20 protein-coding genes are annotated in these 23104 nt (G+C 53.3%); 12 read left to right on the top strand and 8 right to left on the bottom strand.

The annotated features are described in order from the left end of the window. Positions 1 to 31: 31 nt before the first annotated feature. The 7 genes from dnaE (at position 32) to N5923_RS02015 (ending at position 10262) form a co-directional block, all read left to right on the top strand. Positions 32 to 3514, top strand: a complete 3483-nt coding sequence (gene dnaE, locus N5923_RS02045; protein WP_267140777.1) for a DNA polymerase III subunit alpha — start codon at positions 32 to 34, stop codon at positions 3512 to 3514. A 12-nt stretch (positions 3515 to 3526) separates the two neighbouring features. Next, positions 3527 to 4486, top strand: a complete 960-nt coding sequence (accA, locus tag N5923_RS02040; RefSeq protein ID WP_267140776.1) for an acetyl-CoA carboxylase carboxyl transferase subunit alpha — start codon at positions 3527 to 3529, stop codon at positions 4484 to 4486. Positions 4487 to 4725: 239 nt separating this feature from the next. Beyond that, positions 4726 to 5856 (top strand): ABC transporter substrate-binding protein, encoded by a 1131-nt coding sequence (locus tag N5923_RS02035; protein ID WP_407704363.1) that lies wholly within the window; start codon positions 4726 to 4728, stop codon positions 5854 to 5856. 118 nt (positions 5857 to 5974) lie between these two features. After that, positions 5975 to 8119, top strand: a complete 2145-nt coding sequence (locus N5923_RS02030; protein WP_267140775.1) for a lysine decarboxylase LdcC — start codon at positions 5975 to 5977, stop codon at positions 8117 to 8119. Between the two features lie 77 nt (positions 8120 to 8196). After that, positions 8197 to 8586, top strand: coding sequence for a VOC family protein (locus N5923_RS02025; protein WP_267140774.1), 390 nt, complete (start codon positions 8197 to 8199; stop codon positions 8584 to 8586). A gap of 47 nt (positions 8587 to 8633) precedes the next feature. Beyond that, positions 8634 to 9935 (top strand): tRNA lysidine(34) synthetase TilS, encoded by a 1302-nt coding sequence (gene tilS / locus N5923_RS02020; RefSeq protein WP_267140773.1) that lies wholly within the window; start codon positions 8634 to 8636, stop codon positions 9933 to 9935. Positions 9936 to 9947: 12 nt separating this feature from the next. Further along, complete coding sequence (locus tag N5923_RS02015) at positions 9948 to 10262, top strand: c-type cytochrome (RefSeq protein WP_267140772.1); 315 nt, start codon at positions 9948 to 9950, stop codon at positions 10260 to 10262. A gap of 35 nt (positions 10263 to 10297) precedes the next feature. Here the strand turns inward: N5923_RS02015 and rof are convergent, their stop codons facing one another. Together rof and N5923_RS02005 are read right to left on the bottom strand one after the other, a co-directional pair. Beyond that, the gene (gene rof / locus N5923_RS02010; protein WP_267140771.1) at positions 10298 to 10561 is read right to left on the bottom strand and encodes a Rho-binding antiterminator; all 264 of its coding nucleotides are present in this window, start codon (positions 10559 to 10561) and stop codon (positions 10298 to 10300) included. Further along, positions 10548 to 10748 carry a YaeP family protein gene (locus tag N5923_RS02005; protein ID WP_267140770.1) on the bottom strand — a complete coding sequence of 67 codons (201 nt, stop codon included), beginning with the start codon at positions 10746 to 10748 and terminating at the stop codon, positions 10548 to 10550. The genes rof and N5923_RS02005 overlap by 14 nt, the downstream gene beginning before the upstream one ends. A 134-nt stretch (positions 10749 to 10882) precedes the next feature. Here N5923_RS02005 and N5923_RS02000 point away from each other — a divergent pair, with 134 nt between their 5' ends. The 4 genes from N5923_RS02000 to N5923_RS01985 all read left to right on the top strand — a co-directional run bounded on the left by N5923_RS02000 (position 10883) and on the right by N5923_RS01985 (position 16233). Further along, positions 10883 to 11437 (top strand): YaeQ family protein, encoded by a 555-nt coding sequence (locus N5923_RS02000; RefSeq protein ID WP_017800337.1) that lies wholly within the window; start codon positions 10883 to 10885, stop codon positions 11435 to 11437. Continuing rightward, the gene (gene arfB, locus N5923_RS01995) at positions 11434 to 11844 is read left to right on the top strand and encodes an alternative ribosome rescue aminoacyl-tRNA hydrolase ArfB (protein WP_267140769.1); all 411 of its coding nucleotides are present in this window, start codon (positions 11434 to 11436) and stop codon (positions 11842 to 11844) included. The genes N5923_RS02000 and arfB overlap by 4 nt, the downstream gene beginning before the upstream one ends. Before the next feature lie 347 nt (positions 11845 to 12191). After that, the gene (locus N5923_RS01990; protein WP_267140768.1) at positions 12192 to 14048 is read left to right on the top strand and encodes a M48 family metallopeptidase; all 1857 of its coding nucleotides are present in this window, start codon (positions 12192 to 12194) and stop codon (positions 14046 to 14048) included. Between the two features lie 328 nt (positions 14049 to 14376). Continuing rightward, positions 14377 to 16233 (top strand): M48 family metallopeptidase, encoded by a 1857-nt coding sequence (locus N5923_RS01985; protein WP_267140767.1) that lies wholly within the window; start codon positions 14377 to 14379, stop codon positions 16231 to 16233. Positions 16234 to 16283: 50 nt separating this feature from the next. Here N5923_RS01985 and proS read toward each other — a convergent pair whose 3' ends face one another. The 6 genes from proS to metN all read right to left on the bottom strand — a co-directional run bounded on the left by proS (position 16284) and on the right by metN (position 21963). After that, complete coding sequence (gene proS, locus N5923_RS01980; protein ID WP_267140766.1) at positions 16284 to 18002, bottom strand: proline--tRNA ligase; 1719 nt, start codon at positions 18000 to 18002, stop codon at positions 16284 to 16286. Positions 18003 to 18170: 168 nt separating this feature from the next. Then, positions 18171 to 18878 carry a tRNA (N6-threonylcarbamoyladenosine(37)-N6)-methyltransferase TrmO gene (gene tsaA, locus N5923_RS01975; RefSeq protein WP_267140765.1) on the bottom strand — a complete coding sequence of 236 codons (708 nt, stop codon included), beginning with the start codon at positions 18876 to 18878 and terminating at the stop codon, positions 18171 to 18173. After that, positions 18875 to 19282: an Rcs stress response system protein RcsF gene (rcsF, locus tag N5923_RS01970; protein ID WP_267140764.1), complete on the bottom strand. Its 408-nt coding sequence runs from the start codon at positions 19280 to 19282 to the stop codon at positions 18875 to 18877. The genes tsaA and rcsF overlap by 4 nt, the downstream gene beginning before the upstream one ends. A gap of 150 nt (positions 19283 to 19432) precedes the next feature. Further along, positions 19433 to 20248 carry a MetQ/NlpA family lipoprotein gene (locus N5923_RS01965; RefSeq protein WP_267140763.1) on the bottom strand — a complete coding sequence of 272 codons (816 nt, stop codon included), beginning with the start codon at positions 20246 to 20248 and terminating at the stop codon, positions 19433 to 19435. A gap of 37 nt (positions 20249 to 20285) precedes the next feature. Next, complete coding sequence (locus N5923_RS01960) at positions 20286 to 20939, bottom strand: methionine ABC transporter permease MetI (RefSeq protein WP_017800330.1); 654 nt, start codon at positions 20937 to 20939, stop codon at positions 20286 to 20288. After that, entirely contained in the window at positions 20932 to 21963 is a 1032-nt protein-coding gene (gene metN / locus N5923_RS01955; protein ID WP_267140762.1) for a methionine ABC transporter ATP-binding protein MetN, read from the bottom strand. Before metN ends, N5923_RS01960 begins: the two co-directional genes overlap by 8 nt. Before the next feature lie 189 nt (positions 21964 to 22152). Here metN and gmhB point away from each other — a divergent pair, with 189 nt between their 5' ends. Next, positions 22153 to 22713: a D-glycero-beta-D-manno-heptose 1,7-bisphosphate 7-phosphatase gene (gene gmhB / locus N5923_RS01950; protein ID WP_267140761.1), complete on the top strand. Its 561-nt coding sequence runs from the start codon at positions 22153 to 22155 to the stop codon at positions 22711 to 22713. Positions 22714 to 23104: the final 391 nt, after the last annotated feature.

Below are 23104 nucleotides of genomic sequence, written 5' to 3'. Positions count from 1 at the left end.
CCCGTCTGAACAACCGGAGCTAAAAAGATTTATGGCTGAACCACGTTTTATTCACCTGCGCGTTCACAGCGACTATTCCATGATCGATGGACTCGCCAAGACTGCCCCGTTGGTGAAAAAAACGGCAGCTATCGGCATGCCTGCGGTCGCCATAACTGACTTCACCAACCTCTGCGGTCTGGTGAAGTTTTATGGCAGCGCGCATGGCGCAGGTGTTAAGCCGATTATCGGCGCTGACTTCCTTGTCTCCAGCGAGCTGATGGGCGATGAGCTGAGCCATATCACCGTGCTGGCGGCCAATAACACCGGTTATCAGAACCTGACACTGCTGATCTCGCGCGCTTATCAGCGCGGCTATGGTGCGGCGGGGCCGATTATCGACCGTGACTGGTTGATCGATCTGCAGGAAGGGCTGATTCTGCTCTCTGGCGGACGGCGCGGCGATGTCGGCAAAAGCCTGCTGCGCGGCAACACGGCGCTGGTCGCGCAATGTCTGGCGTTCTATCAGCAGCATTTCCCCAATCGCTACTATCTGGAGCTGATCCGCACCGGACGCCCGGATGAAGAGAGCTATCTGCATGCCGCGGTTGAACTGGCGATTGCTGAAGGGATTCCTGTGGTGGCCACCAACGAAGTCTGCTTTATCAACGCAGAAGATTTCGACGCTCACGAAATTCGCGTGGCGATCCACGACGGCTTTACCCTTGATGACCCAAAACGCCCGCGTAATTACAGCCCTCAGCAATATATGCGCAGTGAAGAGGAGATGTGTGAGCTGTTCTCGGACATCCCGGAAGCGCTGGAAAATAGCGTAGAGATTGCTAAGCGTTGTAACGTCACCATTCGTCTTGGCGAGTACTTCCTGCCGCAGTTCCCGACCGGTGACATGAGCACCGAAGATTTCCTCGTGATGAAATCGAAACAGGGACTGGAAGAGCGTCTGGAGTTTCTGTTCCCGGACCCTGAAGTGCGCGTGGAAAAACGCCCGGAGTATGATGACCGTCTCGATATCGAGCTAAAAGTTATCAACCAGATGGGTTTCCCCGGTTACTTCCTGATCGTGATGGAGTTTATCCAGTGGTCGAAGGATAACGGGGTGCCGGTTGGTCCCGGACGTGGTTCCGGCGCCGGATCGCTGGTGGCCTATGCGCTGAAAATTACCGACCTCGATCCGCTGGAGTTTGACCTGCTGTTCGAACGCTTCCTTAACCCGGAACGTGTATCGATGCCCGACTTTGACGTCGACTTCTGCATGGAAAAACGTGACCTGGTAATCGAACATGTGGCCGAGATGTATGGCCGCCAGGCGGTATCGCAGATTATTACCTTCGGAACCATGGCAGCGAAAGCGGTAATCCGCGACGTTGGCCGTGTACTGGGGCATCCATACGGCTTTGTTGACCGTATCTCGAAACTGGTGCCGCCCGATCCGGGAATGACGCTGGAAAAAGCCTTCGCCGCTGAGCCGCAGCTGCCGGAAATCTACGAGGCGGATGAAGAGGTTAAAGCGCTGATCGATATGGCGCGCAAACTGGAAGGTGTTACACGTAACGCCGGTAAACACGCTGGTGGTGTGGTGATCGCGCCGACCCAAATTACCGATTTTGCGCCGCTCTATTGCGACGAGAACGGTAACCAGCCGGTCACCCAGTTTGATAAGAACGACGTTGAATATGCCGGTCTGGTGAAGTTTGACTTCCTTGGCCTGCGCACCCTGACGATTATCGACTGGGCGTTGAAAATGATTAACGCCCGCCGTGAAAAGCAGGGCGAACCGCCAATCGATATCGCCGCCATCCCGATGGATGACAAAAAAAGCTTCGACATGCTGCAACGCTCGGAAACCACCGCGGTATTCCAGCTTGAATCACGCGGCATGAAAGATCTGATTAAGCGTCTGAAACCTGACTGCTTCGAAGATATGATCGCGCTGGTGGCGCTGTTCCGTCCCGGCCCGCTGCAGTCGGGAATGGTGGATAACTTTATCGACCGTAAGCATGGTCGCGAAGCGATCTCCTATCCGGATATCCAGTGGCAGCATGAGTCGCTGAAACCGGTACTGGAGCCGACCTACGGCATTATCCTCTACCAGGAACAGGTGATGCAGATCGCCCAGGTGCTGGCCGGTTACAGCCTTGGCGGCGCGGATATGCTGCGTCGTGCGATGGGTAAAAAGAACCCGGTCGAAATGGCCAAGCAGCGCGGTGGTTTTGAAGATGGCGCTAAATCGCGCGGTATCGACGGCGAGCTGTCGGTAAAAATCTTTGACCTGGTGGAGAAGTTCGCCGGTTACGGCTTTAACAAATCGCACTCCGCGGCTTATGCGCTGGTCTCTTACCAGACGCTGTGGTTAAAAGCGCACTATCCGGCCGAGTTTATGGCGGCGGTAATGACCGCCGATATGGATAACACCGAGAAAGTGGTTTCGCTGGTGGATGAGTGCTGGCGTATGGGATTAAAAATCCTGCCACCGGATATTAACTCCGGCCAGTACCATTTCCATGTGAATAATGACGGCGAGATCGTCTACGGTATCGGCGCGATTAAAGGCGTCGGTGAAGGCCCGATTGAGGCGATTCTCGAAGCGCGTAACGAAGGCGGCTATTTCCGTGAGCTGTTTGACCTCTGTGCGCGTACCGATACCAAAAAGCTTAATCGCCGGGTGCTGGAAAAGCTGATTATGTCCGGGGCGTTCGATCGCCTTGGACCGCACCGCGCTGCGCTGATGAGTGCCCTTGGCGATGCGCTGAAGGCTGCCGATCAGCACGCCAAAGCCGAGGCAATTGGCCAGGCCGATATGTTTGGCGTACTGGCGGAAGCGCCGGAGCAGGTTGAGAAGTCCTATTCTGATGTCACGCCGTGGCCGGAACAAATTCAGCTGGACGGTGAGCGTGAAACCCTTGGGTTATATCTCACCGGCCATCCGATTAATCAGTACCTGAAAGAAATAGAGCGCTATGTTGGTGGATCGCGCCTGAAAGACATGCACCCGACCGATCGTGGTAAAGTCACCACGGCAGCCGGTCTGGTGGTGGCGGCCCGCGTAATGGTAACAAAACGCGGTAACCGTATTGGCATCTGCACGCTGGATGACCGTTCTGGCCGTCTGGAAGTGATGTTGTTCACAGATGCGTTAGATAAATACCAGCACATGCTGGAGAAAGACCGTATCCTGATCGTCAGCGGACAGGTCAGCTTTGATGACTTCAGTGGTGGCCTTAAGATGACCGCCCGCGAACTGATGGACATTGATGAAGCTCGCGAAAAATATGCGCGCGGGCTTGCTATCTCGCTGACGGACAGGCAAATTGATGACCAGCTTTTGAACCGTCTCCGTCAATCCCTGGAACCCCATCGTTCGGGAACCATTCCGGTGCATCTCTATTATCAGAGAGAGGATGCGCGGGCGAAGTTGCGCTTCGGCGCAGCATGGCGCGTGTCGCCCAACGATCGTTTACTTAACGATCTACGTTCGTTGGTAGGATCGGAGCAGGTGGAACTGGAGTTTGACTAAAACAGGAATATTATGAGTCTTAATTACCTGGATTTCGAACAGCCAATCGCAGAACTGGAAGCGAAGATCGATTCGCTTACTGCGGTTAGCCGTCAGGATGAAAAACTGGATATTAATCTGGATGAAGAAGTGCAGCGTCTGCGCGAGAAAAGCGTTGAGCTGACACGTAAAATCTTCTCCGATTTGGGGGCATGGCAGATCGCGCAGTTAGCGCGTCATCCGCTGCGCCCATACACGCTGGACTATGTCCGTAACGTGTTTACCGACTTTGACGAGCTGGCTGGCGATCGCGCTTATGCAGATGATAAAGCGATTGTTGGGGGTATTGCTCGTCTGGACGGTCGTCCGGTGATGATCATTGGTCATCAGAAAGGCCGCGAAACCAAAGAGAAAATTCGTCGCAACTTCGGTATGCCGGCACCAGAAGGCTATCGCAAAGCGTTACGCCTGATGGAGATGGCTGAGCGTTTCAAGATGCCACTGCTGACCTTTATCGACACCCCGGGTGCATACCCTGGCGTCGGTGCGGAAGAGCGTGGACAGTCTGAAGCGATTGCCCGTAACCTGCGTGAAATGTCAGGCCTGAAAATTCCGGTGATCTGCACCGTAATTGGTGAAGGTGGTTCCGGTGGCGCACTGGCAATTGGCGTTGGCGACAAAGTGAATATGCTGCAGTACAGCACCTACTCGGTGATTTCACCGGAAGGCTGTGCGTCAATTCTGTGGAAAAGCGCAGAAAAAGCGCCGCTGGCCGCTGAAGCGATGGGCATTGTTGCGCCGCGTCTGAAAGAGCTAAAACTGATCGATACGGTGATCCCGGAGCCGCTGGGTTCAGCGCACCGTGACCCGATCAAAATGGCTGAGAATTTAAAGGCTCAGCTGCTGGCCGATCTGGCCGATCTGGATGTGCTGAACACCGAGGAGCTGCTTAACCGTCGTTATCAGCGCCTGATGAATTACGGTTACGCATAACAGATGCAGTGCTCTTTGTAGGGGCGGCGTTCTCGCCGCCCAAGGGAGCCGAGAACGGCTCCCCTACATGTCGAAATGCCACTTACCCGTAACGGGCAAGTGGCATTTTTGTATGTCTGATCCTGTCTGATTCCCCTTCTGAATAGTTACCCTAAGAAACTGATTGCTGTCGCTTTTATCTGCGGATAAGATGCGGGTGCTTTTTGATAATAATAATCATTGTCTTTTAGGGGTTAATCATGCAATACCTGTGGAGTCGCGTTGCACTGTTACTGGCCGCACTGGCACTGGCGCATAATGCGCTGGCTGCGCCTTTTGTGGTCGAAGATGTGAGCGGCCGGAAAGTCGAAATCAAATCCGAAGTAAAACGTATTATTTTAGGCGAGGGACGCCAGATCTATCTGCTGGCGGCTTTTGACACCGATGCGCCATTTAAACGTGTGGTCGGCTGGCGTGACGATCTGCCCAAGGCGGATTTTGACAGCTACCAGACTTACGCCGCGAAATACCCACAGATCACTAAGCTACCGACCTTTGGCGGCGCCAAAGATGGCACCTTTAATGTCGAGCAGGCACTGACCCTGAAGCCGGATCTGGTGCTGATGAATCTGGAATCAAAAGCCGCTACCGACGAATCGAAATTAATCGAAAAACTGGCCAGCGTTGGCATTCCGGTGGTGTTTATCGACTTCCGCGAAAAACCTTTTGAGAATGCGGAAAAGAGTATCCGCATTATGGGCCAGCTGGTGAATAAACCCGAGCGCGCTCAGCAGATCATTGATTTCCGTCAGCAGCAGATCGATCTGGTGATCAACCGTCTGAAAGCGTACCAGGGGCCGCGGCCAAAAGTGATGATCGACCGCGCTGGTGGCTACACCGACGAGTGCTGCATGTCATTTGGCGATGAAAACTTTGGCCGCATGGTGGAAGTGGCTGGCGGTGACAATATTGCCAAAAACTTGATCCCCGGCACTTTCGGCACGCTGAACCCGGAGCAGATTATCGCCGCGCGTCCTGATGTGGTGGTGGTGACCGGTGCCAACTGGAAAAACTACAACACCGCCAATGGCTGGGTTGGCGTCGGCCCGGGGGCGGATCAGAAAGTCGCTATCCAGCGTTTACAGGCATTAATGGCGCGTTCAGCGTTTAAAACCCAGCCGGTGGCGACCAATGGTCACGCCCATGCCATCTGGCATCAGTTTTATGACAGCCCGTATCAGTTTGTCGCGATCCAGCAATTAGCGAAGTGGATGCATCCCGATCTGTTTAACGATCTCGATCCGGACGCAACATTCCGTGAGTTCCATCAGCGCTTCCTGCCGATCGATTACCAGCCTGGCTACTGGGTAACATTACCGGCGGCAAACTAAGCCTGCACGGGCCGGTAAGTTAACCGGCCCGCATGCGTTATCAGTGCTGGTCTGATCGTGGTGCGCGCGTCGATCCGCTATGCTTATCCCTGGCAGTAAATTTACCAGGAGGTACGCATTGAATATCATCGCCATTATGGGACCGCACGACGTTTTCTATAAAGACCAACCAATCCGGGAACTTGACGCCGCCCTGAGCGCGCAGGGATTCCAGCTAATCTACCCGAAAAATGCCGATGATCTGGTTAAGCTGATTGAACACAATCCGCGTATTTGCGGCGTCATCTTTGACTGGGATGAATACAGTCTCGACCTGTGCAGTGAAATTAATCAGCTTAATGAGTATCTGCCGCTGTACGCCTTTATCAATACCCACTCGCAGCTGGATGTCAGCATTAATGAGATGCGGATGGCGCTGTGGTTCTTTGAGTATGCGCTGAATGCCGCCGACGATATTGCGCAGCGTATCCGTCAGTACACCAACGAATATATTGATACCATTACGCCGCCGCTAACACGCGCGCTATTTACCTATGTGAAGGAGGGGAAATATACCTTCTGCACCCCCGGCCATATGGCGGGCACCGCATTTCAGAAAAGCCCGGTGGGCAGCCTGTTCTATGACTTCTTTGGCGCTAACACCCTGAAGGCCGATATTTCGATTTCCGTTACCGAACTGGGCTCGCTGCTCGATCATACCGGTCCGCACCTCGAAGCCGAAGAGTATGTGGCGCGCACCTTTGGTGCTGAACAGAGTTATATGGTGACCAACGGCACCTCGACCTCGAATAAAATTGTCGGTATGTATGCGGCGCCAGCGGGCAGCACGGTACTGATTGACCGTAACTGTCATAAGTCGCTGACGCATCTACTGATGATGAGCGATATTGTGCCGATCTGGCTGAAGCCGACGCGCAATCCGCTGGGCATCCTTGGTGGTATCCCGCAGAAAGAGTTCCGTCGCGACAGCATTGCGCAGAAGGTATCCGGGACCCCGCGCGCCAGCTGGCCGGTACATGCGGTGATTACCAACTCCACCTATGATGGCCTGCTGTATAACACGCACTATATTAAGCAGACGCTGGATGTACCGTCGATTCACTTTGATTCCGCCTGGGTGCCCTATACCAATTTCCATCCGATTTATGCCGGTAAAAGCGGCATGAGTGGCGAACGCACACCGGGAAAAGTGATTTACGAAACCCAGTCGACGCATAAACTGCTGGCTGCTTTCTCACAGGCGTCACTGATTCATATTAAAGGTGACTACGACGAGCAGACGTTTAACGAAGCCTACATGATGCATACCACCACCTCGCCGAACTATGCGATTGTCGCTTCGATTGAAACTGCGGCGGCGATGCTGCGCGGCAATCCGGGCAAGCGCCTGATTAACCGTTCGGTGGAGCGTGCGCTGCATTTCCGCCGCGAAGTGCAGCGGCTGCGCGAAGAGAGTGACAGCTGGTTCTTTGATATCTGGCAACCGGAAGCGGTGGATGAGGCTGACTGCTGGCCGATTGAGCCTGGCGATGACTGGCACGGCTTTACCGATGCCGATCACGATCATATGTATCTCGATCCGATTAAAGTCACCATTCTTACGCCGGGGATGAGCGAACAGGGAGTGATGGCCGATGAGGGGATCCCGGCGGCGCTGGTAGCGAAATTCCTTGATGAGCGTGGCGTGGTGGTGGAAAAAACCGGCCCTTACAATCTGCTGTTTCTGTTCAGTATCGGCATCGATAAAACCAAGGCGATGAGTCTGCTGCGTGGCCTGACCGAATTTAAACGCGCATACGATCTTAATCTGCGGGTACAGAATATGTTGCCGGATCTCTATGCCGAAGATCCTGACTTCTACCGTAATATGCGCATTCAGACGCTGGCGCAGGGGATCCATACCCTGATCCGTCAGCACGATCTGCCGCGTCTGATGCTGCAGGCCTTTGATGTCCTGCCGGAAATGAAAATGACGCCGCATCAGATGTTCCAGCAGCAGGTCAAAGGCAATGTGGAAACTGTCGATATCAGCCAGCTGGTGGGGCGCGTTTCCGCCAATATGATCCTGCCATATCCCCCAGGCGTGCCGCTGGTGATGCCGGGCGAGATGATTACCGCTGACAGCCGTGCGGTGCTCGATTTCCTGCTGATGCTTTGCACTATTGGTGAGCACTATCCTGGCTTTGAAACCGATATTCATGGCGCGAAACTGACCGAAGAGGGACGTTATCTGGTGCGGGTACTGAAAGATCCGGTCAGCTGAATCCGGATTTCCTCCCCTTGTTGCTGGCGCCTGCTACGGGTATGGTGCTGGCAATATGCCGTAATCAGGAAATCATTATGCTGGGATTAAAGCAGGTTCATCATATCGCCATCATTGCCACCGACTATCCGCGTAGCAAAGCTTTTTACTGCGATATTCTCGGTTTTACGCTTATCGATGAGATCTACCGCGCCGCACGCGATTCATGGAAAGGCGATCTGGCGCTGAATGGCCACTACACCATTGAGCTGTTCTCCTTTCCTCAGCCACCGGCGCGCGTCAGTCATCCGGAAGCCTGCGGTTTGCGCCATCTGGCGTTTAGCGTTGATAATATTGATGATGCCTTTGCGCAGCTGTCGCAGAGCGGCGTGGTTTGTGAGCCGATTCGTGTCGATCCGCTGACCGGCAAGCGCTTTACCTTTTTTAACGATCCTGATGGTTTGCCGCTGGAACTGTATCAGGCGTAGAATACCCGCTTACTTTTACCGGGTTATCCGAGGTCGTCGCTATCGCTATGCCACCGCTTTCCAGTCTCGACGCACAACTTGCCGGGCACTCTCGCCTGCTGGTAGCCTACAGTGGCGGGCTGGATTCGACCGTGTTGCTGTATCAGCTGGTGCAACTACGTAGCATCCATCCCGATCTGCAACTGCGCGCCATTCATATCCACCATGGTCTGAGTCCTTTTGCCGACAGCTGGCTGCAGCATTGTCAGCAGCAGTGTACTGAGTGGCAGCTGCCATTGCTGATTGAGCATGTCGAAGTGGATGGCCGCGAGCAGGGGATTGAGGCAGCGGCGCGCAGCGCGCGCTATGGCGCTTTTCGTCGGCATCTGCAGCCGGGAGAAACCCTGCTGACTGCACAGCATCTTGATGATCAGTGCGAGACGTTGCTGTTAGCATTGAAGCGCGGTAGCGGCCCCGCCGGGCTGGCGGCGATGCCGGCGCACCTGATGCTGGGGGAAAATCTGTTACTGCGTCCTTTACTGACTCAGACGCGCAAACAGCTGGAGCTGTGGGCGCAGCAGTATCAGTTACGCTGGATTGAAGATGAGAGTAATCAGGATGTGCGTTATGACCGCAACTTTCTGCGCCAGCAGGTGCTGCCGCTGCTGAATCAGCGCTGGCCGCACTTTGCGCAAGCCAGCGCACGCAGCGCCGCGCTCTGTGGCGAGCAGGAACAGTTACTTGATGAGCTGCTGGCCGAATCGCTGGCCGCGCTGACGCAGGCGGATGGTTCACTGCTTATCGCGCCGTTACAGCCACTTAGTGAGGCGCGGCGTTATGCGCTACTGCGCCGCTGGATTGGCGCGCAGGGCGGTCAGATGCCATCACGCGACGCTGTACAACGTATCTGGCATGAGGTCATCAATAGTCGTGAAGATGCTTCACCCTGTCTGCAGCTGGGAAATCACCAAATCCGCCGCTACCGCCAGGCCATTTACTGGCTGCCACAGTATCCTTCGCTGCGTGAATGTGTTATCCCGTGGCAAAGCCCATGGCAACCACTGCTGCTACCGCAGCAGCTTGGCACGGTGTGCATCGACCCGCAGGGCAGTGAACTGCGTCAACCGCGCGCGGATGAACCGGTGACGATCCGTTTCTGTGCGCAGGGTGATTTTCATATTGTCGGGCGCGCTGGCAGTCGGGCGATCAAAAAGTTGTGGCAGGAGTTCGCTGTCCCGGTCTGGCAGCGTGAGCGGACGCCGCTACTGTTTTATGGCGAACAACTGATTGCCGCGCTGGGCGTTTTTGTCACTCACGAAGGCCGTATCACCGATAACAAAAGCTGGCGTATTAGCTGGCTGACACAATAAGCAGAGAGAACAATGATCTATAAGCATATCGGGTTGCTGTTGCTGGCCATCAGCGCGGTTCCGGCCTGGGCCGCAGGAGATGTCACTGCTGGCAGGCAAAAATCGGCCACCTGCCTGGCCTGCCATGGCGCGGAAGGCAAGGCCTCCGTACCGCTCTATCCTAATCTCGCCGGACAGAACAGTGCCTACCTGGCGCACGCGTTGCAGGCGTACAAAAAGGGTGAACGTAGTGGCGGACAGGCGGAAGTGATGAAAGCGTTTGTGGCGGGATTAAGCGAGCAGGATATGGACGATTTGGCGGCTTACTATGGCAGTCTGAAGCCCTGAAAAGGCAGGGGCGGAAGAGTTTTCCGCCCGCAAAATCAGTCAGATTCGCTGACTACAACCGTTCCCAGCTTTGGGTGGCTGAAACTGGCAATATGATCCAGCCGCAGTTCGCGCTGTTCGCCAGTGAGCTCGATGACCAGATATTCGATGTTTTTTCGCATCACCATATCTGTGGCCTTCGCGCTGAGCTTTTCGCCGTTTTTCAGTTCCAGCGACAGTATCCAGTTACTTTGGCAGGCAAGCTCAAGGTTATCGTAGTCGTCACAATTGATCGGTTTGTACGCTTCATTCGTCAACATAATCGCTCACCAATAAGTTTGCAGCAGCAAAAGCTGCTTGTTCCCTGATAGAAGAGTCTAGCTCACTATTGGCAGCTATCTCGTCCAGTGCTTTTAACACGCAACCTATCGCGTCCGGCACGTATCCAAGATCGCCGCTGCCTATCTCAGCATATTTGCGGCGAACTAATTCACAATACTTTTGCACATGCACCTCCTTCAGAGCATAACTCTCTGGCTAGTAAGCGACTATAGCACAGGCTTTTACGTGAAATCAGCCCACAGCAGGGTGATTTGCTGTCGCGGCGCGTTACAATGCACAATCTGATAATAAGGGATCTCATGGCACTTAAAGCAACGATTTACAAAGCCAACGTTAATGTCGCGGATATGGATCGCAACGTTTTTCTCGACAGCAGCCTGACACTGGCGCGTCATCCATCGGAGACTGAAGAGCGCCTGATGCTGCGGCTTTTGGCGTGGTTATGCCATGCCGGTGAGCGCCTGCAATTTACCCGTGGCCTCAGCGCTGAAGATGAGCCGGAAATCTGGCGGCTGAATGACCATAACGGCATCGAAGAGTGGATTGATTTAGGCCTGCCCGAAGAGCGGCGAATTAAAAGAGCCTGCAATCGTTCCGCCAGCGTATTTTTATATACGTATACCGCACGCGCTGCGCAGATCTGGTGGCAGCAGAATCAGAGCAAGCTGTCGCAACAGGACAATCTGACGGTACGTTTTATTGATGATGCGATGCTGGCGGCACTGACCGCTTTCGCTTCGCGCAGTATGACGCTGCAGGCGACCATCCAGGATGGCACCATCTGGCTGTCTGATGAGCAAAATCATCTGGAAGTGCGTTTTACTGACTGGCTGATAAATGGCAAAGCACCATGATTGTTCTTTCACGTAATGCGACCATCAGCGATGCTGAATTAGAAATTACCGCCATCCGCGCGCAGGGCGCGGGCGGCCAGCATGTTAATAAAAGTTCAACCGCCATTCATCTGCGCTTTGATATTCGTGCGTCGTCATTGCCGGAATTTTATAAAGAGCGTCTGCTGGCGGCCAGTCACCATCTGATTACGCCAGATGGCGTGGTGATTATTAAAGCGCAAGAGTATCGCAGCCAGGAGCTTAATCGCGAAGCGGCATTAAAGCGGCTGGAAAATCTGATTAACGACTTAACCGTGGTGGAGAAAACCCGGCGCGCCACACGTCCAACGCTGGCATCCCGCAAGCGAAGGCTGGAAGGAAAAGCGCGGAAAGCGGCGACCAAGAACTTGCGCGGCAAGGTGCGCTAAGCTGCCGGATATGGCATATCCGCTCGAATTAATGGCGATAGTAAATTAACGGAAGTAATTTAAATTAAGCCAAATTTTTATTATCGCTGCATGAAATCCCCCCTCAGGCAGCGACAGGAATTTGATTGTTAAGCATAATTACTCTAAATTTCGCCATTCGCTATTGCCTGATATTCAAAAATATTGTCTTATTAGTCCGCTCTGAAAATTATTAATATCTATAAAGCTGATGCACGCCAGAGAAGGATCTCGCCGCCATTCCCCCGGTTTACCGGTAGATCTGATCTCTTTTGTTGCCTGATATAAGCAGCTTTGTCCGCCAACAGACATTTAGCGAGTTTATTATTTTGAACGAATTAAAGGCATTGAAAAAAGGATATGCAAAAGTATTTCTGTGGCTTCTGGTGACGCTTTTTCTTATCCCGACGATTACTCTGGTTTTCTCTGAATATGGCAGTCGCCAGCTTGACCAGCAATATAGCGAGATCTTTGTTAATGATGCCATCGCGCAAAATCAGGATGTCAACAGACTGAATGATTTCCTGCGGCAGAATCCCCCTTCCAGCGTTTGCGGCGCCGTCCCGGACGAATTGCGCGATTATCAGCATGCGGTCTGTGCAGAACAGTCGGAACTGTGGCAATTCTATATGATGGATAAAGTCTCTTTCTGGACGCTGATTGCCGGTGCTGTGATCTTACTGCTGGTGCTGCTGTTCAGCGCGCTGGCATTTACCAGTCGCAAAGGACAACTGCTGAGCCTGACGTTGGCCCGTCAGTTCCTGATGCTGGCCAGCGCGCTGGAAGTGCTGGTGCAGGGGGCAATGCTGGTATGGCTCTCCTTCTGGAGCACCGCCTTCTTTACCCAGACCTATTACCCGAAAGTGATTCTGCTGGTGGGCATGCTGGTGCTGTATGGCATGTACCATATGATTAAAGGCATCTTTAAAAAGCTGCCGAAAGAGGATGGGGTAGAAGGTGAAGTGGTGACGCGCGAGGCGGCACCAGAACTCTGGGCACGTGTCGATGCGCTGGCGGCTCAGGTGGGTACCACGCCGCCGGACCACATTATCGCCGGTATTGATGTTAACTTTTACGTTACTGAAGCGCCGCTTAGCGTCAATGAGCAGCCACTTCACGGGCGAAAACTGTATGTCAGTATTCCGCTGCTGCGCCAGCTGGATACCGCGCAGGCGGACGGTGTCATGGTGCATGAACTGACGCATCTGCATGAAGGCGATACCGCTTCCGGCGCGCTGCTGGGGCCGAAGCTGCACCGCTTTGACCAGTATACGCAGCTGATGAGTGAGAATCTGGCAACGCTGGTGGTGTTTTATCCACTCTGTCTCTACCGCATGCTATTCGAACTGGCCTCGCAGCGTGACAGCCGTCAGCGTGAGTTTATTGCCGATCGCACTGCCGCAACGCTGATTTCCCCGGCTGCCATTATCGAATCACTGATTAAAATCTCCGCCTATGCCAGCTATCGTGGTGAGGTTGAACAAACGCTGTTCGATAATAAAACGCTGCTTGCGAATGAGCTGGGTATCCGTAAGGCGATTGCCGCAGGCCTGCCAGAACATGTCCATTCGCCGGACTTTATTGGCCTGATGCGTCAGCAAAATATTCCGCACCCGTTTGATTCGCATCCGCCGCTGGCTGACAGAATGCGCAATGTCGGTTATACGGTGGAAGAGACACACTATGCAGCGATTGCTGCCAGCTTCCCGGCGCAGAGCTGGGCTGATCTGATGCCGGTGGCGACAGAGATTGAGCAGCGGTTGTGGCAGAAATATGAGCGTGATTTCTCTTCAGCGCATGAGGAGAGCCTGGCATGGCGCTATGAACCGGTCAGCGAAGAAGAGACTGCGCTGGTGCTGAAATATTTCCCGCCAGTAACATACTCGCTGAAAGGTGGTTTACAGGTGGCGATTAGCTACCGTGGTATTGTGCCGCCGCAAAGCGCCGAGCTGCTGGAGTGGGACAATATTAAGAGCGTGAACCATGTGCGTCGCTTTGGTACGGATATTATCTACCTGCAGCATCATCAACCGAACGCGCTGGGAAAAAAACGCAGCAAGATCGCTCTGCCGGGGATTAAAAAGGAGATCGAAGCCTTTAATCAAACCTTCGGCCTTTACTGGAATCGCCACCAGAGTATGCGTGCTTTGCAGGAGCAAGAGCGTAACGTAGCAATACCGAGCTAAATAAAACGGCCATCGCAACAAAGCGGTGGCCGCTATATTTTTACTGAATAATTAAGAGGGAAATAAGCAGGATGCTGGCTGAATAACACTGTTCAGTTGCGGTTTTATTCGGATAAAGACGGTAAATTAGCCTGAATCAAACCCAGCAATCTTGCATGAGCTAAAGAAATGGTGTTGTATTGGCATGCTAAATGGTTATTAGCATGACAGCTGCTGCATGCCTGAGAAGGATCTCACGCCATTCACTCCGAACCGGAAGATCTGACTTTACGGTATTGCCTGATATAAACAGCTTTGTTATTCCACAAAAGTTTGCAGGCTTATTATTTTGAATAAATTAACAGCTTTTAAAAAAGGATATTTAAAAGTTTTTCTGTTGGTTCTGCTGACACTTTTTCTTATCCCGTTCATTACCTTGGTGTTTTCCGAATATGGCAAAAGTCAGCTCGATAAACAGTATACCGAGATATTAATTAATGATGCGCGACAACAGAATTCAGATGTCGCCGGACTGACCGCTTTCCTGCAGCTGAATCCGCCATCCAGCGTTTGTGGCGCGGTTGACCGTAAGCTGAGTGAATACCATAACGCCGTCTGCGCGACAGGTTCCGAGCTGGAGCAATTCTTCCTGATCGATAAACTGGCCATCGGCACGCTGATAGCCGGTGCAGCAATCTTGCTGCTGGTCATGCTGTTCAGCGCACTGGCGTTTACCCGCCGCAAAGGACAGTACTGGAGCCTGATGCTGGTACGCCCGTTTCTGGTGCTGGCCAGCCTGATGATGGTGGCGGTGCAGGGCGTGATGCTGGTATGGCTCTCTTACTGGATTACGGCTTTCTTCACCCAGACCTATTATCCCAAAGTGGTGTTTATTACCGGCCTGATGGCGCTGGCTGGCATTTACTATGTCATCAGAGGCATCTTTAAAAGGCTGCCGACCAGGGATGAGGTTGAAGGAGAGGTGGTGAGGCGTGCGGCGGCCCCGGAACTCTGGGCGCGAATTGATGCGCTGGCGGCTCAGGTTGGTACCACACCACCGGACCATATTATTGCCGGCATTGACACCAACTTTTATGTTACCGAGGGGCCGCTCAGGGTTAAGCAGCAGTCACTGGGAGGTCGTAAGCTGTATGTCAGTATTCCATTGCTGCGCCAGTTAACACTCGGGCAGGCGGACGGGGTGATGGTGCATGAGCTGACGCATCTGTACGAAGGCGATACGTCCTCTGGCGCATTGCTGGGACCGAAATTGCAGCGCTTCGATAACTGGACCCATATGATGGGCGAGAATTTTCCCACGCTGGTGGTCTACTATCTGGCTTGCCTGTACCGCATGTTGTTTGAGCTGGCCTCACAGCGCGACAGCCGCGAACGCGAATTTATCGCTGACCGCAATGCCGCCCGTTTGATTACCCCAGCCGCCATTATCGAATCACTGATTAAGATCTCCGCCTATGCCAGTTATCGTGGCGAGGTTGAGCGCAGCCTGTTTGGTAATAAAAAGCAATATCAGCAAGAGCTGGGGATCAGTAAAGCCATTGCCGCGGGTTTGCCAGAACACGTCAACTCCACGCACTTTATCAGCATAATGCGCGAGCAAAACATACCGCATCCGTATGATTCGCATCCGCCGTTAAGCGAAAGGATGCGCAATGTCGGTTATACGCTGGAAGAGGACAGCTATGCAGCGATTGCTGCTGCCTTGCCGACGCAGAGCTGGGTTGATCTGATGCCAGTGGCCACAGAGATTGAGCAGCAGCTGTGGCAGAAGTATGAGGGGGATTTCTCTTCAGCGCATGAAGAGAGCCTGGCATGGAGCTATGAGCCGGTTGGTGCAGAGGAAACCGCACTGGTATTAAAATATTTCCCGCCAGTGGTATTCCCGCTGAAAGGGGGACTACAGGTTGAGATTAGCTACCGCGGCGTGACTCATTCGCAGAGTGCGGAGTTACTGGAGTGGGGCAACATTAAAAGTGCGAACCACAGGAGCAGATTTGGCACTGACATTGTCCACCTGCAGCATTATCAGCCGAATGCGCAGGGAGAGAAACGCAGCTTAATTCGCCTGCCGGGGATCAAAAAGGAAATTGCCGCCTTTAATCAGACCTTCGGCCTCTACTGGAATCGCCACCAGAATATGCGCGCCTTGCTTGAGCAGGAACCGGTTGCCGCCACTGAGGGCTAATATAAAAAAACCACCGCATAAGCGGTGGTTTTTTTTACTGCCAGACTGACTTACTTCGCCAGCTCAGCAACGAGGAAATCAACGATTTCAGCGGTTTTAATCATCCGCTTTTCACCTTCACGACGCGCTTTATACTCAATCTCTTCGCTGTCGAGGTTACGGTCGCCAATCACGATAGTGTGCGGCACACCAATCAGTTCCATATCGGCAAACATCACCCCCGGACGTTCTTTACGGTCATCCAGAATGACATCGATGCCTTTAGCGCGCAGGGTGTTGTACAGCTCTTCCGCCACATCTTTCACACGGAAAGACTTATGCATATTCATTGGCAGAATAGCGACCTGGAAAGGCGCCAGCGCCGCAGGCCAGATAATGCCGCGATCGTCATGGTTCTGCTCAATGGCAGCAGCAACAATACGGCTGATGCCAATACCGTAGCAACCCATGGTCATCACCTGGTTACGGCCATCTTCACCCTGAACCGATGCTTTCATCGCTTCCGAGTATTTGGTGCCGAGCTGGAAAATATGACCGACTTCGATACCGCGTTTGATCAGCAGCGTACCTTTACCGTCCGGGCTGGCATCGCCTTCCACCACGTTACGGATATCAGCAACTTCTGCTTCTGGCAGATCACGCAGCCAGTTAATGCCGACGAAGTGCTTACCATCAACATTGGCGCCAGCGCTGAAGTCACTCATTTTGGCAACGGTGCGATCGGCAATAATCGGCAATGACAAACCAACCGGACCGAGTGAACCCGGACCTGCGCCCAGTGCGGCGCGGATCTCTTCTTCTGTAGCAAAGGTCAGCGGCACCGCTACAGCAGCGATTTTTTCCGCTTTGACTTCGTTCAGCTCGTGATCGCCACGTACCAGCAGGGCAACCAGCGCATGGCCACTCTCTTTGGTCGCTTTAACCAGCAGCGTTTTCACCGTCTTCTCAATCGGCAGATTAAACTGCTCAACCAGTGCTGCGATGGTTTTTGCATTCGGCGTATCGATTTCACGCATTTCCTGCGTTGCCGCCGGGCGTTCGCCTGCCGGTGCCACCGCTTCCGCCAGCTCAATATTCGCCGCATAGTCGGAGTCAGTAGAGAAGATAATGTCGTCTTCGCCGCTGTTCGCCAGTACCTGGAATTCATGAGACGCGCTGCCACCGATAGAACCGGTATCCGCCTGCACCGCACGGAAATCCAGACCCATACGGCTGAAGCTCTGGCTGTAGGCGCGATACATTGTATCGTAAGTTTCCTGCAGCGATTCCTGGGTGGTATGGAACGAGTAAGCATCTTTCATGATGAACTCGCGTGAGCGCATCACGCCAAAGCGCGGACGCACTTCGTCACGGAATTTGGTCTGGATCTGGAACAGGTTCAGCGGCAGCTGTTTGTAAGAGCTGAGCTCATTACGAATCAGGTCGGTGATCACCTCTTCATGAGTTGGACCCAGCACAAACGGGCGCTCGCCACGATCGACAAAACGCAGCAGTTCGGGACCATACTGTTCCCAACGTCCACTTTCCTGCCACAAGTCGGCGGGTTGCACCACCGGCATGGAGATCTCGATGGCACCGGCGTTGTTCATTTCGTCGCGCACGATGTTTTCGACTTTCTTCAGTACGCGCAAACCGGTGGGCAACCAGGTGTAAAGACCGGAAGCCAGCTTGCGGATCATCCCGGCGCGCAGCATTAGCTGGTGGCTAATCACTTCGGCGTCGGCAGGCGTCTCCTTTTGCGTGGAGAGCAGATATTGAGTAGTACGCATGTTGTTACGATTCCATTAAACGGAAAGCTATCAAAAGTAAACTGACCTGAAACACTGGCGGCTAGTGTACCAGCCAGTCTTAATCCTCAAAAGAGAGAGGGTTACATAATATTTGTCGGTGTCTCTGAAACAGTGCAGGGGCGCCGTTATCGGCAACCGCGCAATATATTAGCGTGGATCGACGGCAATTACCTCGGTTCCCGTGGCGGTGACGCGCCAGCGGACGTTAAACGCCAGTAACCAGACGGCATATTCACGATCCGGCTCTTCGCCTTTGCGATAAGCAGGGCGCGGATCCTGCGCCAGCACCTGGGCGATAAAGCGCTCAAGCTGCGGATAATCTCGCTGTTGAGCAGCAATCTGTTGCTGAGCGGCGGGCGAGAAACTCACCGGCATATCGGCTTGTGGCGCATGCTGGGCAAATCCGGCGCGGGCATCGGGCAGCGCTTCAGCAAATGGCAGATAGGGTTTGATATCGACAACCGGCGTGCCATCAACCAGGTCAAGGCTGCCAAGCCGCAATATCACCGCATTTTTTTCGCAGCGGATATCCAGCAGTTCAACCAGCGACATGCCGATGGGGTTAGGACGGAAGGTGGAGCGGGTGGCAAACACCCCCATACGTGCATTGCCGCCGAGCCGTGGCGGTCTGACCGTCGGACGCCAGCCGCCTTCCATGGTTTGATGAAAGATAAACAGTAACCACAGATGGCTGAAATCTTCCAGACCGCGCACGGCTTCAGCCTGATTGTAAGGCGCCAGCAGATGCAGTTCACCGCCGCCGTCCTGAATCAGGCCCGGCTGGCGTGGAACGGCAAATTTTTCCTTCCAGGGAGAACGGATAACACCGATTTGCTCGAAGGAAAAAGCGGTCATTGATCGGAGACTTTTAGCGCCGAGCCCTGGCAGATGGCCTGACGATAACAACCCTGAGTCGCGCTAACGATCTCACACTTATGCAGCAGAACCGCATTCGCTTTCATGCCGGAAGCCCGGATCTGCAATCTTTTACGCGCAGTATTGATATTCGGCGGAGAGTCCTGCGTGCTGCTTTGACAATCATCACCCGATACTTCGCCTAAATCACGGAACGGCTTGCTGATCAGATCTTCAGCATTGGTATACAGTTTAACCGGCACCGGGCGTGGAGCTGGCTTGGTGCGCGCGGGTTCAGTCGGCGTCGATTGCGTGGTTGAGCTGCGAATCGGTTCTGGTGACTTGTGCAGCAGTGAACACCCTGTCAGCGACAGCGCTAACAAACAGAGCGGTATAACACGCATGTGACAATCCTCATGTTGATAAAAGTGGCGTTATTGAAGCAAGCTATGGTTGAAATGACAAGCGGCGAAGCGGGTTGAAGCTGGTCTGACGTCAAAAAAAGAAGGGCGACGTTGCCGTCGCCCTCAGTTAATGTGCGTTAAGGCAGGGCATTACCAGCCTTTAACTGCGCCACCATTGAACACTTTGTTCGCCGCGTCGTTCACTTCGTCTGACTGATACGCCTGTACGAATTTCTTCACGTTTTCCGCGTCTTTATTATCTTCACGCGCCACGATCAGGTTAACGTAAGGTGAATCTTTGTCTTCCACAAAGATGCCGTCTTTCGCAGGCGTCAGGCCGATCTGGCTGGCATAAGTGGTATTGATCACTGCCAGCGCGATCTGCGCATCGTCCAGAGAGCGTGGCAGCTGTGGCGCTTCCAGCTCAACCAGCTTCAGTTTTTTCGGGTTCTCGATCACATCCAGCGCGGTTGGCAGCAGGCCAACACCGTCTTTCAGTTTGATCAGACCCTGTTTCTGCAGCAGCAGCAGGCTACGGCCAAGGTTGGTCGGGTCATTAGGAATCGCCACCTGAGCGCCTTCCTGCAGTTCATCCAGCGATTTGATCTTTCTGGAGTAGCCCGCGATTGGGTAAACAAAGCTGTTACCAACCGATACCAGCTTGTAGCCGCGATCTTTGATCTGCTGATCCAGATACGGTTTGTGCTGGAAAGCGTTAACGTCGATGTCGCCTTTGCTCAGCGCTTCGTTTGGCAGTACGTAGTCGTTAAAGGTTACCAGCTCGACATCAAGACCGTATTTCTCTTTGGCCACTTTCTGCGCGATTTCAGCAACCTGCTGTTCTGCACCGACAATGACACCCACTTTAATGTGGTTTGGATCTTTCTCTTCCTGACCACAGCCAGCCAGCGCCAGTGAACCAATTAATGCACCCACAGCGGCAAGAGTTTTTAATTTAAAAGACATATCCGTTCCTTCAAAATGAAATTGATGTTGCTTGTGTTTACTTGTGGGTGACTGCACGAACGATGCGATCACCACAGAATTGAATCAAATACACCAAAACCACTAACAATACTAATACCGTATTCATTACTGTGGCGTTATACCCGATATAACCGTACTGATAGCCAATCTGGCCCAAACCACCGGCGCCAACAGCACCACCCATGGCTGAGTAACCCACCAGAGTAATCAGGGTAATTGTAGCGGCATTTACCAGTCCTGGCAGTGCCTCAGGCAGCAGCACTTTGCGGATGATCTGCAGTGGCGTGGCGCCCATCGCGCGCGAGGCTTCAATCAGTCCGGTTGGCAGTTCCAGCAGGGTGTTTTCCACCATACGCGCAATAAAGGGGGCCGCGCCGACGGTCAGCGGCACAATGGCGGCCTGCAAACCGATGGAGGTGCCGACAATCAGGCGAGTAAAGGGAATCATCCAGACCAGCAGGATGATAAACGGAATCGAGCGGAAGATATTCACCGCCGCGGAGAGCACCCGATACAGCTTCGCGCCTTCCATAATCTGTCCCGGACGGGTGATATACAGCAGCACGCCTACTGGCAGACCGAGCACAAAACCCATAAAGCCAGAGACAAAGGTCATCATCAGGGTTTCCCATACACCCCGGCCCAGTAACCACATCATTGCCTCAGACATAACCTAATACCTCAACTTTCACATGATGTTCCTGCAGGAAGGCGATTGCAGCGGCGGTATCTGCATCGTCGCCATCCATTTCAGCCAGCATAATGCCGAATTTCACGCCACCGGCGTAATCCATCTGCGCGCTGATAATATTGTTATTAACATTAAAGCGGCGCGCCGCCTCCGACAGCAGCGGGGCATCGACTGACTGACCGGTGAACTCCAGACGTAACAGCGGCACGGTATCGGTTTTGGCTTCCGGCAGCAGGCGGTCCAGATAATCCTGTGGAATATCGAGATGCAGCGTGGACTGAATAAACTGCTGGGCCAGCGGGGTTTTCGGATGCGAGAACACCTCACTGACGCTGTCTTTTTCAATCAGCTCACCATTACTGATCACCGCAACCTGATCGCAGATGCGCTTCACCACATCCATTTCATGGGTGATCAACAGAATGGTAATGCCAAGGCGACGGTTAATATCTTTCAGTAATTCCAGAATCGAGCGGGTGGTTGCCGGATCGAGGGCGCTGGTGGCCTCATCGCACAGCAAGACTTTTGGATTACTGGCCAGCGCACGGGCAATGGCCACACGCTGCTTCTGCCCGCCAGAAAGATTGGCCGGCCAGACATCTTTCTTATCCGCCAGGCCCACCAGGTCGAGTAACTCAATCACCCGTTGTTTGATTTGCTCGCGTGACAGATTGCCTAGCTCTAACGGCAGGGCGATATTGCCAAATACCGTGCGCGAGTTCAGCAGATTAAAGTGCTGGAAAATCATGCCAATCTGACGGCGGGCATGGGTCAGCTCTCCCTCTGACAGAGTGGTCAGCTCCTGGCCATCGACCAGCACGCTGCCGGAAGTGGGGCGTTCAAGCAGGTTAACGCAGCGGATCAGCGTACTTTTACCGGCGCCTGATGCGCCAATCACGCCGTAAATCTGTCCGGCGGGCACGTGCAGGCTGACATCTGACAACGCAGTAATGTTGCGAGAGCCTTGCTGGAACACTTTGGTGATATTTGAAAGTTTTATCATTGAGTTATTTATTATCGTGATGAAAGTTGTCCGTGGTGTGGCTTAGCGTCAATCTTCGCTATCGCGAAATTTGAACGGATGGTAAGGCATCCAGACGTCTAAATCAATCGAAGTCATTCAATCTGGCATTCTCTCTTTTATTGCAATCATGCGATACTGTGCAGCAAATTTAGTAGCAGGAGTTTCTACGTGGCAGAGCTTGTACCCGCAATTTTCCTTGATCGTGATGGCACGGTAAATGTCGATCACGGCTATGTTCATGAAATCGATAACTTCGAGTTTATCGATGGCGTGATTGACGCAATGCGTGAACTTAAAAACATGGGCTTTGCGCTGGTGCTGGTAACCAACCAGTCCGGTATCGCGCGCGGTATGTTTACTGAAGATCAGTTTATCAGCCTTACCGAGTGGATGGACTGGTCGCTGGCCGATCGCGAAGTTGACCTCGACGGCATCTATTTCTGTCCGCATCACCCGGATGCAACAGAAGACGCTTACCGCCAGCAGTGCGATTGCCGTAAACCGCAGCCGGGCATGTTGCTCTCGGCACAGCAGGAACTGAACATCGATATGTCTGCTTCTTATATAGTAGGCGACAAGATTGAGGATATGTTGGCGGGTAAAGCGGCTGGTGTCGGTATAAAAGTACTGGTTCGCAGCGGCAAGCCCGTCACGGCTGAAGGTGAAGCTGCAGCAGATTGGGTGATTAATAGCCTTGCAGAGCTGCCGCAGCGCATTAAACAGGGTTAAAAAGCAGCGTTTCGTACGAAGTTACGGCAAGTGGCATGAAAGTGACAAAAAAGTTTAGATTTGTGCTTGCTATCCCTCAGGACCTCCCTATAATGCGCAACCACTGAGACGGAACAACGGCTTACACAGCGGCGGCTCAGGAGGTTCGGAAAGCGTTAAGCGCTCTGAACCGCCGGAGAAAAACTTCTGAAAACGGGGTTGACTCTGAGGGAGGAAAGCGTAATATACGCCACCTCGCAGCAGCAGACGAAGTCGCTGATTGCACTGCTCTTTAACAATTTATCAGACAATCTGTGTGGGCACTCGCAGGGTTGATATCGCAAACCATCTCCGGATGGAAAAAATTTGAAATATCAAGTCTCAAGAGTGACTACTATATTCATTACGAATA

Origin of the sequence: Winslowiella arboricola (genome assembly GCF_025527015.1) — a bacterium.
Taxonomy (GTDB): domain Bacteria; phylum Pseudomonadota; class Gammaproteobacteria; order Enterobacterales; family Enterobacteriaceae; genus Erwinia; species Erwinia arboricola.
This window is presented reverse-complemented; position numbering and strand designations above follow the sequence as displayed.

What these genes read in the sequence shown, in the direction of transcription:
- rcsF (WP_267140764.1), bottom strand. Translation starts at nt 19,282, where the DNA reads ATGCGTGTTATACCGCTCTGTTTGTTAGCGCTGTCGCTGACAGGGTGT.
- tsaA (WP_267140765.1), bottom strand. Translation starts at nt 18,878, where the DNA reads ATGACCGCTTTTTCCTTCGAGCAAATCGGTGTTATCCGTTCTCCCTGG.
- arfB (WP_267140769.1), top strand. Translation starts at nt 11,434, where the DNA reads ATGATTGTTCTTTCACGTAATGCGACCATCAGCGATGCTGAATTAGAA.
- metN (WP_267140762.1), bottom strand. Translation starts at nt 21,963, where the DNA reads ATGATAAAACTTTCAAATATCACCAAAGTGTTCCAGCAAGGCTCTCGC.
- N5923_RS02000 (WP_017800337.1), top strand. Translation starts at nt 10,883, where the DNA reads ATGGCACTTAAAGCAACGATTTACAAAGCCAACGTTAATGTCGCGGAT.
- dnaE (WP_267140777.1), top strand. Translation starts at nt 32, where the DNA reads ATGGCTGAACCACGTTTTATTCACCTGCGCGTTCACAGCGACTATTCC.
- tilS (WP_267140773.1), top strand. Translation starts at nt 8,634, where the DNA reads ATGCCACCGCTTTCCAGTCTCGACGCACAACTTGCCGGGCACTCTCGC.
- N5923_RS01965 (WP_267140763.1), bottom strand. Translation starts at nt 20,248, where the DNA reads ATGTCTTTTAAATTAAAAACTCTTGCCGCTGTGGGTGCATTAATTGGT.
- rof (WP_267140771.1), bottom strand. Translation starts at nt 10,561, where the DNA reads ATGTTGACGAATGAAGCGTACAAACCGATCAATTGTGACGACTACGAT.
- N5923_RS02025 (WP_267140774.1), top strand. Translation starts at nt 8,197, where the DNA reads ATGCTGGGATTAAAGCAGGTTCATCATATCGCCATCATTGCCACCGAC.
- N5923_RS01960 (WP_017800330.1), bottom strand. Translation starts at nt 20,939, where the DNA reads ATGTCTGAGGCAATGATGTGGTTACTGGGCCGGGGTGTATGGGAAACC.
- proS (WP_267140766.1), bottom strand. Translation starts at nt 18,002, where the DNA reads ATGCGTACTACTCAATATCTGCTCTCCACGCAAAAGGAGACGCCTGCC.
- accA (WP_267140776.1), top strand. Translation starts at nt 3,527, where the DNA reads ATGAGTCTTAATTACCTGGATTTCGAACAGCCAATCGCAGAACTGGAA.
- N5923_RS02035 (WP_407704363.1), top strand. Translation starts at nt 4,726, where the DNA reads ATGCAATACCTGTGGAGTCGCGTTGCACTGTTACTGGCCGCACTGGCA.
- N5923_RS02015 (WP_267140772.1), top strand. Translation starts at nt 9,948, where the DNA reads ATGATCTATAAGCATATCGGGTTGCTGTTGCTGGCCATCAGCGCGGTT.